Here is a 14,241-nt window from a genome sequence, read left to right as displayed (position 1 = left end):
TTTGAGGTTTGTCGACCGATACTGCCCTGCCCGAACTGACCCCGACCACGGCGCTGAGCGTCGAGACGGTTCAGAGCGTCCATCACTGGAACGAGCATCTGTTTTCGTTCTCGGTGTCGCGCCCCGACAGCTTCCGTTTCCGTTCGGGCGAGTTCGTGATGATCGGCTTGCAGGGCGACAACGGCAAGCCGCTGCTCCGCGCCTATTCGGTCGCCAGCCCGTCCTATGACGAAAAGCTGGATTTCCTGTCGATCAAGGTCGAGGACGGCCCGCTGACCAGCAAGCTGCAAAAGGTGCAGCCCGGCGACAACATCTATCTGGGCCGCAAGCCGACCGGCACGCTGGTCGCCGACGCGCTGCTGCCCGGCAAGCGGCTGTTCATGCTGTCGACCGGCACCGGGCTGGCGCCGTTCCTGTCGGTCGCGCGCGACCCGGACATTTACGACATGTTCGACGAGGTGATCATCGTCCACTCGGTGCGCCGGGTCAGCGACCTGGCCTTTCATGACGAGCTGGCGGGCAAGCTGGCCGACGATCCCCTGGTCGGCGACGTCGCGCAGGAGAAGTTCCACTATATCCCGACCGTCACGCGTGAGCCGTTCCACACGACCGGCCGCATCGACGCGCTGATCGAGGACGGCCGGTTGTTCGCAGGGCTCCCCAGCGCGCATGGCTTCAACCCGGAAACCGACCGGATCATGATGTGCGGCAGCATGGAGATGATCAAGTCGCTGGGCGCCAAGTTCGAGGAAATGGGCTTCCCCGAAGGCTCGAATGCGCAGCCCGGTGCGTACGTGATCGAAAAGGCGTTTGCCGGGTAAATCCCGCCGCTTCTGTTCCCCGGCGAAGGCCGGGGAACAGTTGCCGAAAGGTTGAAAGCGCGCGGAACATGGCGGGGGAGGCAAAAGCGAGCGGATCGCGGTTGCCTCTCCCGCGTCGTTTGGCACACCATCGGCTGCGCCGAAGCTGGGCCCCGGCCTTCGCCGGGGTCGCTATCGCTTTATCTGGTTTTGTAATCAGCGACATTTGTCGTCGTCGACGGCACATTTGTGCGACATTTGCGTCCTAACGCCCAAACCTACGGATAGAGGGAAAAGGGATGGACATGCGGCGTTGGGCGGGTTTGATGCTGGCGAGTGCAATGCCGGCGATCGCGCAGGCGCAGGTGGCGACCCCGCTGGCTACGCCGTCCCAGGCTCCGACGCCCGCCGCGACCACGACGGACGGCACCCCCGCCGCCGCGACCGCCCAGACCCCGCCCGCTCCCCAGCGCACCCAGGCCCAGCCGCAGCCCGAGGCGGATGAGGAAGGCGCGGACGAAGGCGATGTCGTTGTCACCGCGCGCCGCGAACCCGGCAAGGTCCCCGGCGATATTCCCCCCGAACAACAGCTGAGCCCCGCCGATATCCGCGCTTACGGCGTGTCGAGCGTCTCCGACCTGCTGACCGAACTCGCGCCGCAGACGACCAGCGGGCGGGGGGGATCGCCGGTGATCCTGCTCAACGGTCGCCGGATCGCCGGCTTCCAGGAAATTCGCGACCTGCCGACCGAGGCGATCCTGCGCGTCGACATCCTGCCCGAGGAAGTCTCGCTCAAATATGGCTATCGCGCCGACCAGAAGGTGGTGAACTTCGTCCTGCGCCCGCGCTTCCGCTCGCTGGCGGCCGAGGCGATCGGCAAGGTGCCGACCCAAGGCGGCTCGGCGATGGGGCAGGGCAAGCTCGACTGGTTGCAGATCCGCCGCGACAAGCGGTTGAGCATCCACACCGATTATTCCGAAACCTCGCGCCTGACTGAGGCGGAGCGTGGCATCATCGCGCCCGGCTCCAACGCGTCGCTCGGCGGCAATATCGTCACCGCCGATCCCGGCCTCGCCGCGCTGACCGGCACCAGCCCCAGCGTGGTCGGCGTGCCCGGCGGCCTGGCCGCCGCGCCGAGCCTGGCGCAGCTGGCGGGCAGCCCGGCGACCAGCACCGACGTCACGCCCTATCGCACGCTGCAATCGGCGCAGCGGCAATGGGACGCGAATGTCGTCTATGCGCGTAACATCTTCGACAAGGTGTCCGCCTCGTTCAATGCCGAGGTGCAGACGACGCAGAGCAACAGCTGGAACGGCCTGCCCACGGCCAATCTGCAATTGCCGGTCGGCAATCCCTATTCGCCCTTCGCCACCGGTGCGACAGTCTCGCGGCTGACCAACGCCTATGGCCCGCTGGTCCAGGACAATACCGGGCTGACCGCGCATCTGGGCACGGTGTTTAACGGCGATATCGGCAAGTGGCGCTGGTCGCTGACCGGTTCGTACGACCGCGCCGAAAGCCGGGTCGCGACCGACACCGGGCTGAACACCGCCGATTTGCAGGCGCGCCTGAACGCGAACGATCCGACCGCCAACCCTTATGGTCCGCTCGATGCCCTGGGTCTGGCGGCACGCAATTTCGCGCGGTCGACCTCGTCCTCGGGCGAGGTCGATGCGCTGCTCAATGGCCGCGTCTTCGCGCTGCCCGCGGGCGACGTGCAGGCCAGCGTCAAGCTGGGCGGTGAGACCAGCGATTTCTCCAGCAGCTCGACACGCTTCGGTGTCGTCCAGACCGGCGACGTGTCACGCGATATCGTCAACGGCCAAGTGAATCTGGACTTCCCCATCGCCAATCGCGACCGCCAAGTGCTGGGCGCGATCGGCGACCTGTCGCTGAACGTCAACGCCGGGGCCGATCACCTGTCGGACTTCGGCACGCTGACCACGGTCGGTTACGGCGCGAACTGGTCGCCGCTGGAGGGCGTGCGGTTCTTGGCGTCTTGGACCGACCAGGAGGATGCGCCGACCGCGCAGCAGCTGGGCAATCCGACGATCACCACGCCCAATGTCCGCCTGTTCGACTATGTGCGCGGCACCACCGCGACGATCACGGCGGTAACCGGCGGCAATCCCGCGCTGGTCGCGGACAATCGCCATGTCATGAAACTCGGCCTGAACGTGAAGCCGTGGCGCCAGCGCGATATCAACCTGACCGCCAATTACTACCGCATCAACACCGACGATCCGATCGCGTCCTTCCCGACGCCGACCGCCGCGATCGAGGAGGCCTTCCCCGACCGCTTCACCCGCGATGCAGGCGGCAATCTGCTGCGCGTCGATTCCCGCCCGATCAACTTTGCCCGGACCGAACGGTCGCAGCTGCGCTGGGGCCTGAACTTCTCCAAGCCGATCAAGTCGAAGATCCAGAAGGAGATCGAGGCGTTTCGGGCCGGAACCGGACCCAATCCCTTTGCGGGCCTGAATTTCCCCGGTCGAAGGGGCGGGCCGGGCGGCGAGGGTGGTCCGCGTGGCGACGGTTCGGGAGACGGGCGTCCCGGTGGTCCCGGTGGCGCGCCGGGCGGACCCGGTGCCGGCGGGCCGGGCGGCGGCTTCCGGGGTGGGGGCTTTGGCGGCGGGCGTGGCGGTGGCGGCGGCCGGGTGCAGTTCGCGCTCTATCACACCTGGACCTTTGCCGACCGGGTGATCGTCGCCGATGGCGGCCCCGATCTCGACCTGCTGCGCGGCGATGCGATCGGATCGAGCGGCGGTACGTCACGCCACCAGCTGGAGGCGCAGGCGGGCTATGCCAATAACGGCGTCGGCATGCGGCTGTCGGGCAACTGGCGCAGCGCGACGCGGGTCAATGGCGGCACCCCCGGCAATCCCCAGCCGCTGGAATTCGGCAGTCTGGCGACGCTCGACTTCCGCCTGTTCGCCGATCTGGGCCAGCGGCTGGAGCTGTTGAAGAAACATCCCTGGCTGCGCGGCACGCGCGTCAGCCTGGTGGTCGACAATGTATTCAACCAGCGCCAGCGGGTAACGGATGCGACCGGGACGGTGCCGATCGGATATCAGCCGGGTTATCTCGATCCGCTGGGTCGGACCGTGCGGCTGTCGATCCGCAAGCTGTTTTTCTGACCGGGGACATGACCTTGTTGCGAAGCGATCCGACACAGTCGCGTCTCTGCAAGCATCGAGTTTTCCGAAAAGTGTCCGATTCGGTATGAATTCGGGATCGATCAATTAAGTTTCTGGTTAACCTACCATAAATTTGATGCCATCCCGCCCGACAGTGAATTGCGATGGCACGACGAAACCGGAATATGTTTCGATGGTGCCGGACAGGTCTCAAGACTCTGACGGTTGGGGAGCAATATATGGGTCGGAGTGCTGAGGTCATGAGCGACCGCTATGATGCACGCGCGGGGGACACGCCGGACGGGATCGACGATCGCCTTCGCCGCATTCGCGACGAACTGGCGCTATTGGAATCGCTCGTCCGCAGCGAGACCGAGGCACGGATCAGACCTGCCGATATCGGGCAGATCATCCGCTCGGCGCGCGAAGGGATCGGGCAGCTCTTCGACGCAGAGCTGTTCGCCGATCCGGCGTTCGATATGCTGTTGTTCGTGTTTCTGGAGGAAGAGGCGGGGCGGCCGGTGGAAACCAGTGCCTGCTACCGCGCGTCAGGGGTGCCGCGCACGACGGCGGTCCGCTGGATCAACATGATGGTGTCGAACGGCATGTTCGAAAGCGCGCCGCATCCGACCGATCGTCGGCTGGCGCTGCTGAGCCTGAGCGAGGATACCCGCGCCCGCGTGCGGCAATGGCTGACCGGTCTTCGTCCGATGGTCGAGCGGATGACGCTTCGCGACAATCCGCGCCTCGGCGCCTGACCGTCCGCCAGGGATCAGGGGGCGTGAATCAGGCCGCCTGATCGAGCCTGTTGCGCAGACGATCGGCCAGTGTTTCCAGCGTCACGCCGTCGATCCGGTTCGCCGTCGGCGCATCGGATCGCAATATGTCGGCGATGGCCAGTTGCGCCTGGGTGATCCGGTCGACCGACTGGATGCTCACCATGTGGCGGCGCAGCGTGTCGGGGTCGCTGCCCAGCTCATAGGCCAGCTCGGCCAAGGAGTGGGTCAGTTCGACCAGCTCGTCGGCCAGGGCCTGGGCCAGGGCGGGGCTCAGCCCCGGGCTGAGGCCGGGGGCGGCGCCCCCGTCTTTTGCCTTTTCGGTCATTTGCTGCACAGCTTCATGATATTGGCGGCGATCGCGTCGCCCGCGATCGGCTGCGACGCCATGCCTTTGGACAGGGTGAAGTCGGTGCCGTTGCGGCCAATGGCATAGGCACCGCCCGCCATCATCGCGCGCAGGCCCGCCGCGCCGTCTTCGTCGTCCAGCGCAACCAGCACGCCAAGCGCGTTGTTGCCCGCCGCCTTGGCGACCGAGGCGAAGAGCAGCGAGATGGACGGACGCTCACCCGCCACCGGCTCGCGCGCGAGCAGGCGGATCGTGCCTTCGGGCCAGCTGTCGATGACCATGTGCGTGTCGCCCTGCGGCGCGAAATAGATGGTGCCCTGTTCCACCTTCATGCCGTCGGTCGCTTCGACGACCTTGGGGGCGATCTGTTCGCGCAGCTGCTCGACCATCGGGGTCAACAGCCCGGGCGACATCTGCTGCACGACCAGCGTCGGCGGGCAGTTGGGCGGGAAATTCTGGAACAGGTCGAACAGCGCCTGGGTGTTGGCGGCGTCGGCCCCGATCGCCAGCACGCGGCCGTTCCAGTTCATCGGCGCGGTCGTCACCTTCTTGGCATGGCCCAGCGTGCTGGCCGAGGTCCGCTTCAGATCGGCGTTGCGCGCCGACTTGATCCGCTTGCCCAGCTTGCCGATGATCGCATCCAGTTCGGACTGGACCGCCACCTTGGGCTTGGGGAAACAGTCGATCGCGCCCAGCCGCAGCGCCTCGATCGATTCGGCCGCGCCGGCGGCGGTGCGGGTCGAGAACATGATGACCGGCATCGGCCGCTCTTCCATGATCTCGGCCAGATATTCCAGCCCGCTCATGCCCGGCATCTCGACGTCCAGCGTCATCACCTCGGGACGATATTGCTTGACCATTTCGCGCGCTTCGGCCGCGCCGTCGGCGGCTCCCACCACCTGCACGCCCTTGATGCGTTCGAGGGCGCCCGAGATGAGGACCCGCATCGTCAGCGAGTCATCGACCACCAGAACCTTTACGTCGGCCATTACGCAATACCTTCCAAGACGGATACGCCGTCACGATACAGAGAAAATGATCAGGCTGCCTCGGCGGTCAGCGAAACGCTGTCGGTCAGCCGGTCGAGCGCCAGGATCAGGATCAGGCGCTGCTCGATCGTCGCCAGTCCTTCCAGATAATGGGCCGCCGTCGCATCGCCCATGTCGGGCAGCGGCTGCATCGCCTCGGGCGGGATGGTCACGATGTCATTGACCGCGTCGACGATCAGGCCCTGAAGCTGGTCGCCGATCCGCACCACGATGATGACATGTCGCGCGCTGGGATCGGTGATGCCCCAGCCCAGCCGGTGGCGCAGGTCGAGCACCGGCAGCACCACACCGCGCAGGTTCACCACGCCGCGCACATGGGCGGGCACGTTGGGCAGCGGGGTGGCGGGCGACCAAGCGCGGATTTCGCGGATGGCCATGATGTCGACGCCCAGGATCTGGTCGCCGAGCTGGAAGGTGATGAGCTGACGCGACATGGCGGTGTTCCTCTCCGAACGGGATCAGTGCAGCACGCGGCGGATGGCCGCGGCGAGCTTTTCGGGGTTGAAGGGCTTGACGATCCAGCCGGTCGCACCCGCCTCGCGTGCGCGTGCCTTCTTCTCGTCCGAGCTTTCGGTGGTCAGCACCAGGATCGGCAGGTTGCGATGACCGGGCTGGCGGCGCAGGGCCTCGATCAGGCCGAAACCGTCCATGCGCGGCATGTTGATATCGGTGATGACCAGATCGGGGGCGGTGTCCGGCGTCACGCCGTCCAGCGTATCGAGCGCATGGACGCCGTCCTCGGCCTCCAGCACCCGATATCCCATATCGGTGAGCGCGGCGCGCAGAAGCATTCTCATGCTGGGCGAATCGTCCACGGTCATGATGAGTTGGGACACGAACTGGCCTTTCATGGAAGAATCGAGAGACATTAGAAGAACTCCACATCGCCGGTGGCGGCGGGTGGTGGTGGCGGGGCCGGCCGTGCGGCCCGTGGCGGCGGCATGACCGTGTCGGTGACATGGCGGCACCGGGCGAGACCCAGGGCGGGACGGAACTCGACCCGGCGGGCGCTCATGCCCCCCACGTCCTCGCCCACCAGCGCGATGCGCTCGTCCGCCAGGAAGCGGCGGGCGAACTGGGCATTGGCCGACCCGATGTCGCGAAAGCCGTCGCGCATCATCGCACCGCCGAAAAGCCGGGCTTTCAGGCTGTGCCGCTGTGCGCCGAGCGCCATCATCGCGTTGATCAAAACTTCCATGGCATAGACACCATAGCGCTGCATGGATTTAGGATCGGTTTCCGCGACGCCCGGTTCGGCGAGCAAAAAGTGATTTAATCCGCCGATTCCGGCGATCGGATCGTAAAGACAGGCCGAGATGCAGCTGCCCAGCACGGTGGTCAGCACGACATCCTTTTCCTGGCTGACGCGGGTTTCGCCCTGGATCACGTTGATCCGGCGCAGCCCGTCGCGTTGCGCCAAGCCGGTGATGATCGGGGCGCGCATCGCGTTCATGCGCGACACCGGTCGATGATGGCGGGCGCGATGCGGGTCAGCGTCAGCTGCTTGGTGACCGCGCCGATCTCCTGCGCGACGCCCGGCATGCCATAGACGACGCAGCTTTCCTTGTCCTGGCCGACCGTGAAGGCGCCCTGGCCACGCATGGCCAGCAGGCCCTCGGCCCCGTCGCGGCCCATGCCGGTCAGGATCGCGCCGACCGCGTTGCGCCCGGCGACCTTGGCGACGCTCTGGAACAGCCGGTCGACCGAGGGGCGATGACCGCTGGTGGGATCGTCGGGGATCAGGCGCGCGCGATACTGCCCCTCGAAGCCGCCGACTTCCAGGTGATGGGTGCCGCCGGGCGCCAGATAGACATGACCGGGTTGCAGCGGCTGGCCGTGCCGGGCCTCGGCGACGGTCGGCTGGGACAGCCGGTCGAGCCGCGCGGCAAAGCTGGTGGTGAAGGTCGCGGGCATGTGCTGCACGATGACCGTCGGCGGGCAGTTCGCCGGAAAGCCACTCAGCACCTGGATCAGCGCCTCGACCCCGCCGGTCGATGCGCCGATCGCGATCAGCGCCTTGGGCAGCGGCTCGAACTGGGCATGGGGCACGGGCGCGGCGGGGGCATGGTCGGCCATGCGGACGCGGCGGCTGCCCGCGGCGGCCTTCACGCTGTCGACCAGATTGCGGTCGACGCAGCCCGCCGCCGGTTTGGCGCAGCATTCGACCGCGCCCAGCTCCAGCGCGCGGATCGTGATGTCCGCGCCAGCCTGGGTCAGGGTGGAGAGCATGACGACGGGCATGGGGCGCAGCCGCATCACGCGTTCGAGGAAGTCGAGGCCGTTCATGTCGGGCATCTCGACGTCCAACGTGATGACGTCGGGGTCCAGCGCCTTGATCATCTCGCGCGCTTGGAGCGGGCCATTGGCCGCGCCGACGACTTCGATATCGGGATCGCGGCTCAGTGTATTCGCGATCAGCGCGCGCATCGTGGGGGAATCGTCAACGATCAGCGTTCGGATGGCCATCAGGACACTTTCTGAAAAGCGGTTCGGCCGATGCAGCGGAAACGATCCGCGACCTCGGTGGGGATGCGTTCGGCATGGCCGATATAGATGATACCGCCATCGACCAGCTGGTCGGCGAACCGGCCCAGGAGCCGGGCCTTGGTGGGCTCATCGAAATAGATCATGACGTTGCGGCAGAAGATGACGTCGAAGGGGCGCTTCATCGGCCAGCCGCGCAGCAGGTTCAGCTCGCGAAAGGCGATGGGCGCGCGCAGCGCGGGGTGCAGCTCGTCCTGCTCCCCGACCCGGCGGCACCAGGTCGAGCGCATCGACGCAGGCATGGCGCGGGTCGTATCCAGCGGATAGCGGCCGCTGCGCGCGGTGGCGATGACGCTGGGCGACAGGTCGGTCGCCAGCAGGCGGAAATCCTGGGTCGCCAGCTTCTCGGCGGCACGGACGTCCTGGCCCGCGATCGTCATCATCAGCGAATAGGGTTCCTCGCCGCTGGAGCAGGCCGCCGACCAGATGCGCACGCGCCCGCCGCTGGCCAGCCGCTGGCGGAAATCCGGCCAGAGCGCCTCGTGGAAATGCTCGAAATGATGATTTTCGCGGAAGAAGGCGGTGTGGTTGGTGGTCAGCGCATCGACCGCGCGGGCCCGTTCGTCCGCATCCGTCTCGATCAAGGCGAGATAGGACGGGAAGTCGTTCAACCCGCACGCCCGCAGCCGCCGCGCCAGTCGCCCATAGATCAGCTTGGCCTTGGTCTCGGGCAGCAGGATGCCCGATTCGGCATAGATCAGGTCGGCGATCGCGCGATGGTCGGACGCCGAGAAGGCGAACTCCATCTCGCGTTCGCTCCCGCGCGGGGAAAGGGCGGCGAGCGCGGTCACGCTGCCAGGTCTTCCAGGAAGGCGCTCGGCCCGCGGCCGTCACGCCGCCAGCGGCCGATCAGCGCATCGACGTCGAGGATGAGCGCGACGCGCCCGTCGCCCAGGATCGTTGCCCCGGCCAGGCCATGGATGGCGCGGTAATTCGCCTCCAGGCTTTTCACGACCACCTGACGCTGGTCCTGGATCGAGTCGACCATCAGCACGGCCTGGCCCTGGTCGCTTTCGACCACGATCAGCACCGCATTTTCGGGCTTGGCGATCGCGCCGGTGACGCCGAGCTGCTCGCCGACCCGGTGGACGGGAACATAGGTGCCGCGCACGTCGAGCAGCGGCGACTGGCCGCCGACCACATGCACCTCGTCGATGCCCGGACGCAGGCTTTCGACGATATGGGTCAGCGGGATGACGAAGGTCTGGTCGCCGACCGTGACGATCATGCCGTCCAGCACCGCCAGCGTCAGCGGCAGGCTGAGCGAGAAGCTCGACCCCTTGCCCAGCACTGACTGGATGCCGATGCGGCCGCCCAGCGCCTGGATGTTCTTGCGCACCACGTCCATGCCGACGCCGCGCCCCGAGATGTTGGAGACGACGGCGGCGGTCGAAAAGCCTGGGGCGAAGATCAGATTGTCGATCTCTTCCTCGGACAGCTGCGCATCGGGGGCGATGATGCCGCGCTCGATCGCCTTCGCCTTGACGCGGGCGCGGTCGATGCCGCGTCCGTCATCGGCGACGGTGATGACGATCCGGCCCGACTGATGCGCGGCCGACAGGGTGACCACGCCTTCGCCGTCCTTGCCCGCCGCCTTGCGATCGGCCGGGGTCTCCAGGCCATGGTCGACGGCGTTGCGGATCAGGTGGGTCAGCGGTTCGCCGATCCGCTCGACCACGGTCTTGTCGACTTCGGTCATCTCGCCCTCGACTTCCAGGCGGACGCGCTTGCCGGTTTCGACCTCCAACTCGCGGATGATTCGCGGCACGCGGCTGAAGACGGTCTTCATCGGCTGGGCGCGGATCGCCATCGTCGAATCTTGCAGCTCGCGCGTCAGGTGGTCGAGGTCGGACAGCTCGGGGATCGAGCCCATGTCGCTTTCGGACAGGCGCTGGGCCAGCATCGCCTGGGTAATCACCAGCTCGCCGACCAGGTTGACCAGCCGGTCGAGCTTGTCGAGGTCGACGCGGATCGTCTGCGCGGCGGCGGCGGCGACGCGCGGGCTGCTCGCCGCCTCGGTCACCGAAACGGGGGCTGCGGCGGGCGCAGGCGCGGGCGGCGGCGGTGCCACGGCGACCAGGGCGGGGGGCGTCGGAGCCGGTGCCGCCACGGGCGCGGGGGCAACGGGCATTTCCTCGACCATAACGGGCGCGGGCGGTGCCGGTTCGGCCTCGACCTCTGCCACGACCGGGGCTGGTGCGGCGACGGCGGCGCGGGTGACGGTCAGGCGGCATTGCGGGTCGGCAAAGTCGAAGACCGCGCGAATATCCTCCTCATCGGCATCACCGGGCAGCGCCATGGTGAAACCGATATAGGCGCGCTCGGCGTCCAGACCGTCGAGCAGCGGCAGATCGGACAAGTCGGCGGACAGGGTACGACCGCCCATCCTCACCAGTTCGCGCAGCGCCAGCATCGGCTCGGCCCCGTGATCGAAGGCGCGCGGCCCCGGATGCACCGTGACGATCCACTCGGGCGTCGCTTCCTCGGCCGCGGGAGCGGGATCTTCGAGCATCGCGAACAGCGCGTCGAAATCGTCGAGCGCGGGCGCGGCCTCTGCCTGCACCTCGGCCACGGGTTCGGCGGCGGCTTCGGGCTCGGCCGTCCCGCCCCCGACATCGCCCAGTGCGGCCGCGCCCAGCCGGTCGAGCATAGCCTGGTCCGCTGGCGTCGCGCCCTCGCCACGAGCGGCGGCGACATGGTCGGACAGCGTGTCGAACGCCGCGACGATCAGGTCGATCAGCGGTTCGCCAAGCGGCAGCGTGCCGTTGCGAATCAGGTCGAGGACGGTTTCGTAATGGTGCGAGAAATGCTGCAGCCGTTCATGGCCGAACGCGCCCGCACCGCCCTTGATCGAGTGGACCGCGCGAAAGACGGTGTTGATCGTCTCGTCGTCGTGACGCCCGCGCCGCAGATCGTCGAAGGCGGTTTCCAGTGCGCCGAGACCTTCCTCGCACTCCTGGAAGAAAATCTGCTGGATCTCGTCGAGATTCATCGGGTCGCCCCCCTCAGGCGGCGGTGGCGAGGCTGTCGAGCCCGGCCAGCGCGATCATCGAAGCCAAGGCCTCGGATGGATTTTGCAGTTCAAAGTCGGCCCGGACCGATGCGGCCATGGCCTGCGCACTCGCCAGCACCTGGAGACAGGCCTGACCCGCCTGCGCCACCTGCGACCCGTCGAGAGTGATGGCGTCACCCGACGCGATCAGATCGAGCAGCGCCTGTCGCAACGGAGCGGCGGCGGTGGTGTCGAGCACGGGGGCAAGGGACAAGGCGGACATGATCGGACTCCGGGACTTGGGCGAATGATCGCGCCGAGACATCCTATCGGATGAATGGTGTAGGCGAGGTTACCGACTTCGGATCGGGGCTCCCGCGCCCAACGGGGTGGGCGCGGGAGTTCGGGAAGATCAGAATTCGGTCCATTCCTCGTCGTTGACGGCCAGGGCGACATTGCCGGTCGTCTGCGGTGCGGGGCGCGTGACCTGTGCGGTCTGGACGATGCGGCGCCCGGCGGCGGCGGCCCTTTGTTGCAATTGGTGGACCGGCTGGGGCGCGGCAAAGCCATCGCCCGGCTGGTTGCTGATTCGGAAACGGGCGATCTCGCGCGCCAGGCCATCGGCCTCCACCGCCAGCGAGCGGGCGGCGGCGGTGGCCTGTTCGACCATCGCGGCGTTCTGTTGGGTCACGCCGTCCATCGCGGAGACGGCGGTGTTGACTTCCTGAAGCCCGATCGCCTGTTTTTCGGCCGAGCTGGCGATGTTTTCCACCAGCGTGCTGATCTCGGTGATCTGGCCGATGATCCGCTCCAGCGCCCGGCCGGTCTCGCTGACCAGGCTGACACCCGATTCGACCTGTTCCGAGCTGGCGAGGATTCGCGACTTCACGTCCTTGGCCGCGTCGGCCGAGCGCTGCGCCAGGGCGCGCACTTCGGAGGCGACGACCGCGAAACCCTTGCCCGCGTCACCCGCGCGTGCCGCCTCGACCCCGGCGTTCAGCGCCAGGAGGTTGGTCTGGAAGGCGATACCGTCGATGACGCTGATGATCTCGGAAATCTCGCTGGAGGCGCGCTCGATGCCTGCCATGGCGTCGACCGCGCGGCGCACCACCTCGCCCGACTGTTCGGCCTCGATCCGCGCATCGGCGACCGCGCGGTTGGCGCGGTTCGCGCCTTCGGCGGTCTGGCGGACGGTCGAGGTGATCTCGTCCATCGCGGCCGAGGTTTCCTCCAGGCTGGCGGCCTGCTGCTCGGTGCGCTGCGACAGGTCGTCGGACGCCTGGCGGATGTCGCTGGCGCCCGAATTGATGCCGTGCGTGGCGACCGTGACCGCGCTCATCGTGCGGGCCAAAGCGTCCGTCGCGCGGTTGAAGTCGAGGCGCAGCTTTTCGTAATCGGCGGGGAAGGGCGTCTGGATGGCGGCGGTCAGATTGCCCTCGGCCAGGTCGCCCAGCCCCTTGCCCAGCGCGCCGACGACGATGTCCTGCGCGTGGGCCGCTTCCTGGACGCGGGCGGCGTTGCGCTGGAAGACCACGATGGATTTCGCGATCCGGCCGATGCAGTCCTGATAGTCGGTGTAGAGGATTTCGCGGTTATAGTCGCCGGACGCCAGGGCTTCCATGGCGACGACGCTGCCGACATAGGGATCGCAGATCAGCTTGCGGCTGACCCGCGAGACGATCAGCGAGGCGACCAGCCCCGTGGCGGCGAGGATGATCGGCAGGCTGAGAGACAAGCCGCCACTCGCCACGATTGTCGCGCCCAGGCCGACAGCGGCAATGCCGCCATAGATCACCGTCAGTGCATCGAATTTCACACGAATCGGTGCCGTCTTGGCAAACCAGGACAACATAACGGGATACCCTCCGAAAAAATCTTCAGGCGAGCGGGAGCACTCGCATCTGGACGGAGGTGTTGGGAAAAGCCCGGTTCCTCCGACATCTGTGACCATATTGGTCAGGAGGGGTAAACATCCCGTTTCAAAACGGACAAGGTCAGAGAATGCCGAGGTTAAATCAGCTGTTGGACGCGATGCTTTCTGCCATTCCCTGTGCCGAAAGAATCTCGATCCAGTAACCGTCCGGGTCGGTGATGAAGGCGATATCCTTCATCTTGCCGTCCTGCGGCCGCTTCTTGAACGGTACGCCCATCGCCTCGAATCGCGCGCAGGCCTCGGTGACGTTCGCGACGCTGATCCCGATATGGCCAAAGCCGCGCGGATCGGCATTGCCGTCATGATAGCCCCGGAAATCTGGGTCGCTCTCCGTGCCCCAATTATGGGTCAGCTCCAGCGTCGTCTCGCGGTTGAAGATGAAGCGGGCGCGTTCGGCGGGGTCTTCCGGGATCGTCTCGCCCTCGGCCAGATAGGCGAGGAAATAGAGCGAGAATTTCATCTCCTCGAAATCCAGCTTCTGGAGCAGCGTCATGCCAAGCACGTCCTGATAAAAGGCGAGTGAGGGCCGGGGATCGCGGATGCGCAGCATCGTCTGGTTGAGGGCGAAGCTCTCGGTGCCGGTCGGGCGGGTCATATCATCGGGTCCTTGGAAACGGCGAAGCCCTTCGCCGTCATCGGGCGAAGGGCTTGCGAATAGGTG

14 protein-coding genes are annotated in these 14,241 nt (G+C 66.8%); 3 read left to right on the top strand and 11 right to left on the bottom strand.

Annotation, left to right across the window (positions count from 1 at the left end; all coding sequences use genetic code 11):
• Positions 1 to 8: 8 nt before the first annotated feature.
• From SSA01S_RS07030 to SSA01S_RS07020, 3 genes are all read left to right on the top strand, one after another.
• Complete coding sequence (locus SSA01S_RS07030) at positions 9 to 821, top strand: ferredoxin--NADP reductase (protein ID WP_061779800.1); 813 nt, start codon at positions 9 to 11, stop codon at positions 819 to 821.
• Positions 822 to 1,105: 284 nt separating this feature from the next.
• Positions 1,106 to 3,937, top strand: a complete 2,832-nt coding sequence (locus SSA01S_RS07025; RefSeq protein WP_061779820.1) for a TonB-dependent receptor — start codon at positions 1,106 to 1,108, stop codon at positions 3,935 to 3,937.
• A gap of 260 nt (positions 3,938 to 4,197) precedes the next feature.
• Complete coding sequence (locus SSA01S_RS07020; RefSeq protein WP_061779799.1) at positions 4,198 to 4,695, top strand: helix-turn-helix domain-containing protein; 498 nt, start codon at positions 4,198 to 4,200, stop codon at positions 4,693 to 4,695.
• A 28-nt stretch (positions 4,696 to 4,723) separates the two neighbouring features.
• Here the strand turns inward: SSA01S_RS07020 and SSA01S_RS07015 are convergent, their stop codons facing one another.
• The 11 genes from SSA01S_RS07015 to gloA form a co-directional block, all read right to left on the bottom strand.
• Positions 4,724 to 5,041, bottom strand: coding sequence for a hypothetical protein (locus SSA01S_RS07015; RefSeq protein WP_061779798.1), 318 nt, complete (start codon positions 5,039 to 5,041; stop codon positions 4,724 to 4,726).
• On the bottom strand, positions 5,038 to 6,051 hold the full coding sequence (locus SSA01S_RS07010; RefSeq protein WP_061779797.1) for a chemotaxis protein CheB: 1,014 nt from the start codon (positions 6,049 to 6,051) through the stop codon (positions 5,038 to 5,040). The genes SSA01S_RS07015 and SSA01S_RS07010 overlap by 4 nt, the downstream gene beginning before the upstream one ends.
• 50 nt (positions 6,052 to 6,101) lie before the next feature.
• Positions 6,102 to 6,545 carry a chemotaxis protein CheW gene (locus SSA01S_RS07005; RefSeq protein WP_058717542.1) on the bottom strand — a complete coding sequence of 148 codons (444 nt, stop codon included), beginning with the start codon at positions 6,543 to 6,545 and terminating at the stop codon, positions 6,102 to 6,104.
• 24 nt (positions 6,546 to 6,569) lie between these two features.
• On the bottom strand, positions 6,570 to 6,947 hold the full coding sequence (locus tag SSA01S_RS07000) for a response regulator (protein ID WP_061779819.1): 378 nt from the start codon (positions 6,945 to 6,947) through the stop codon (positions 6,570 to 6,572).
• Positions 6,948 to 6,979: 32 nt separating this feature from the next.
• Positions 6,980 to 7,564: a chemotaxis protein CheD gene (locus tag SSA01S_RS06995; protein WP_244885606.1), complete on the bottom strand. Its 585-nt coding sequence runs from the start codon at positions 7,562 to 7,564 to the stop codon at positions 6,980 to 6,982.
• Positions 7,561 to 8,577 carry a protein-glutamate methylesterase/protein-glutamine glutaminase gene (locus SSA01S_RS06990; protein ID WP_061779796.1) on the bottom strand — a complete coding sequence of 339 codons (1,017 nt, stop codon included), beginning with the start codon at positions 8,575 to 8,577 and terminating at the stop codon, positions 7,561 to 7,563. The genes SSA01S_RS06995 and SSA01S_RS06990 overlap by 4 nt, the downstream gene beginning before the upstream one ends.
• Positions 8,577 to 9,446, bottom strand: a complete 870-nt coding sequence (locus SSA01S_RS06985; RefSeq protein WP_244885605.1) for a CheR family methyltransferase — start codon at positions 9,444 to 9,446, stop codon at positions 8,577 to 8,579. Before SSA01S_RS06985 ends, SSA01S_RS06990 begins: the two co-directional genes overlap by 1 nt.
• Positions 9,443 to 11,647, bottom strand: a complete 2,205-nt coding sequence (locus tag SSA01S_RS06980; RefSeq protein WP_061779794.1) for a chemotaxis protein CheA — start codon at positions 11,645 to 11,647, stop codon at positions 9,443 to 9,445. The genes SSA01S_RS06985 and SSA01S_RS06980 overlap by 4 nt, the downstream gene beginning before the upstream one ends.
• 13 nt (positions 11,648 to 11,660) lie before the next feature.
• Positions 11,661 to 11,930: an STAS domain-containing protein gene (locus tag SSA01S_RS06975; RefSeq protein WP_058733554.1), complete on the bottom strand. Its 270-nt coding sequence runs from the start codon at positions 11,928 to 11,930 to the stop codon at positions 11,661 to 11,663.
• Positions 11,931 to 12,059: 129 nt separating this feature from the next.
• Complete coding sequence (locus SSA01S_RS06970) at positions 12,060 to 13,499, bottom strand: methyl-accepting chemotaxis protein (protein ID WP_061779793.1); 1,440 nt, start codon at positions 13,497 to 13,499, stop codon at positions 12,060 to 12,062.
• 163 nt (positions 13,500 to 13,662) lie between these two features.
• Complete coding sequence (gene gloA, locus SSA01S_RS06965; protein WP_061779792.1) at positions 13,663 to 14,175, bottom strand: lactoylglutathione lyase; 513 nt, start codon at positions 14,173 to 14,175, stop codon at positions 13,663 to 13,665.
• Positions 14,176 to 14,241 lie beyond the last annotated feature (66 nt).

Source organism: Sphingomonas sanguinis NBRC 13937, from assembly GCF_001591005.1.
GTDB classification, from domain to species: domain Bacteria; phylum Pseudomonadota; class Alphaproteobacteria; order Sphingomonadales; family Sphingomonadaceae; genus Sphingomonas; species Sphingomonas sanguinis.
The sequence above is the reverse complement of the archived record's forward strand: the minus strand, read 5'-3'. Positions and strand labels throughout refer to the sequence as shown.

What these genes read in the sequence shown, in the direction of transcription:
- SSA01S_RS06990 (WP_061779796.1), bottom strand. Translation starts at nt 8,577, where the DNA reads ATGGCCATCCGAACGCTGATCGTTGACGATTCCCCCACGATGCGCGCG.
- SSA01S_RS07025 (WP_061779820.1), top strand. Translation starts at nt 1,106, where the DNA reads ATGCGGCGTTGGGCGGGTTTGATGCTGGCGAGTGCAATGCCGGCGATC.
- gloA (WP_061779792.1), bottom strand. Translation starts at nt 14,175, where the DNA reads ATGACCCGCCCGACCGGCACCGAGAGCTTCGCCCTCAACCAGACGATG.
- SSA01S_RS06975 (WP_058733554.1), bottom strand. Translation starts at nt 11,930, where the DNA reads ATGTCCGCCTTGTCCCTTGCCCCCGTGCTCGACACCACCGCCGCCGCT.
- SSA01S_RS06970 (WP_061779793.1), bottom strand. Translation starts at nt 13,499, where the DNA reads ATGTTGTCCTGGTTTGCCAAGACGGCACCGATTCGTGTGAAATTCGAT.
- SSA01S_RS07020 (WP_061779799.1), top strand. Translation starts at nt 4,198, where the DNA reads ATGAGCGACCGCTATGATGCACGCGCGGGGGACACGCCGGACGGGATC.
- SSA01S_RS06995 (WP_244885606.1), bottom strand. Translation starts at nt 7,564, where the DNA reads ATGAACGCGATGCGCGCCCCGATCATCACCGGCTTGGCGCAACGCGAC.
- SSA01S_RS07015 (WP_061779798.1), bottom strand. Translation starts at nt 5,041, where the DNA reads ATGACCGAAAAGGCAAAAGACGGGGGCGCCGCCCCCGGCCTCAGCCCG.
- SSA01S_RS07005 (WP_058717542.1), bottom strand. Translation starts at nt 6,545, where the DNA reads ATGTCGCGTCAGCTCATCACCTTCCAGCTCGGCGACCAGATCCTGGGC.
- SSA01S_RS07010 (WP_061779797.1), bottom strand. Translation starts at nt 6,051, where the DNA reads ATGGCCGACGTAAAGGTTCTGGTGGTCGATGACTCGCTGACGATGCGG.
- SSA01S_RS06980 (WP_061779794.1), bottom strand. Translation starts at nt 11,647, where the DNA reads ATGAATCTCGACGAGATCCAGCAGATTTTCTTCCAGGAGTGCGAGGAA.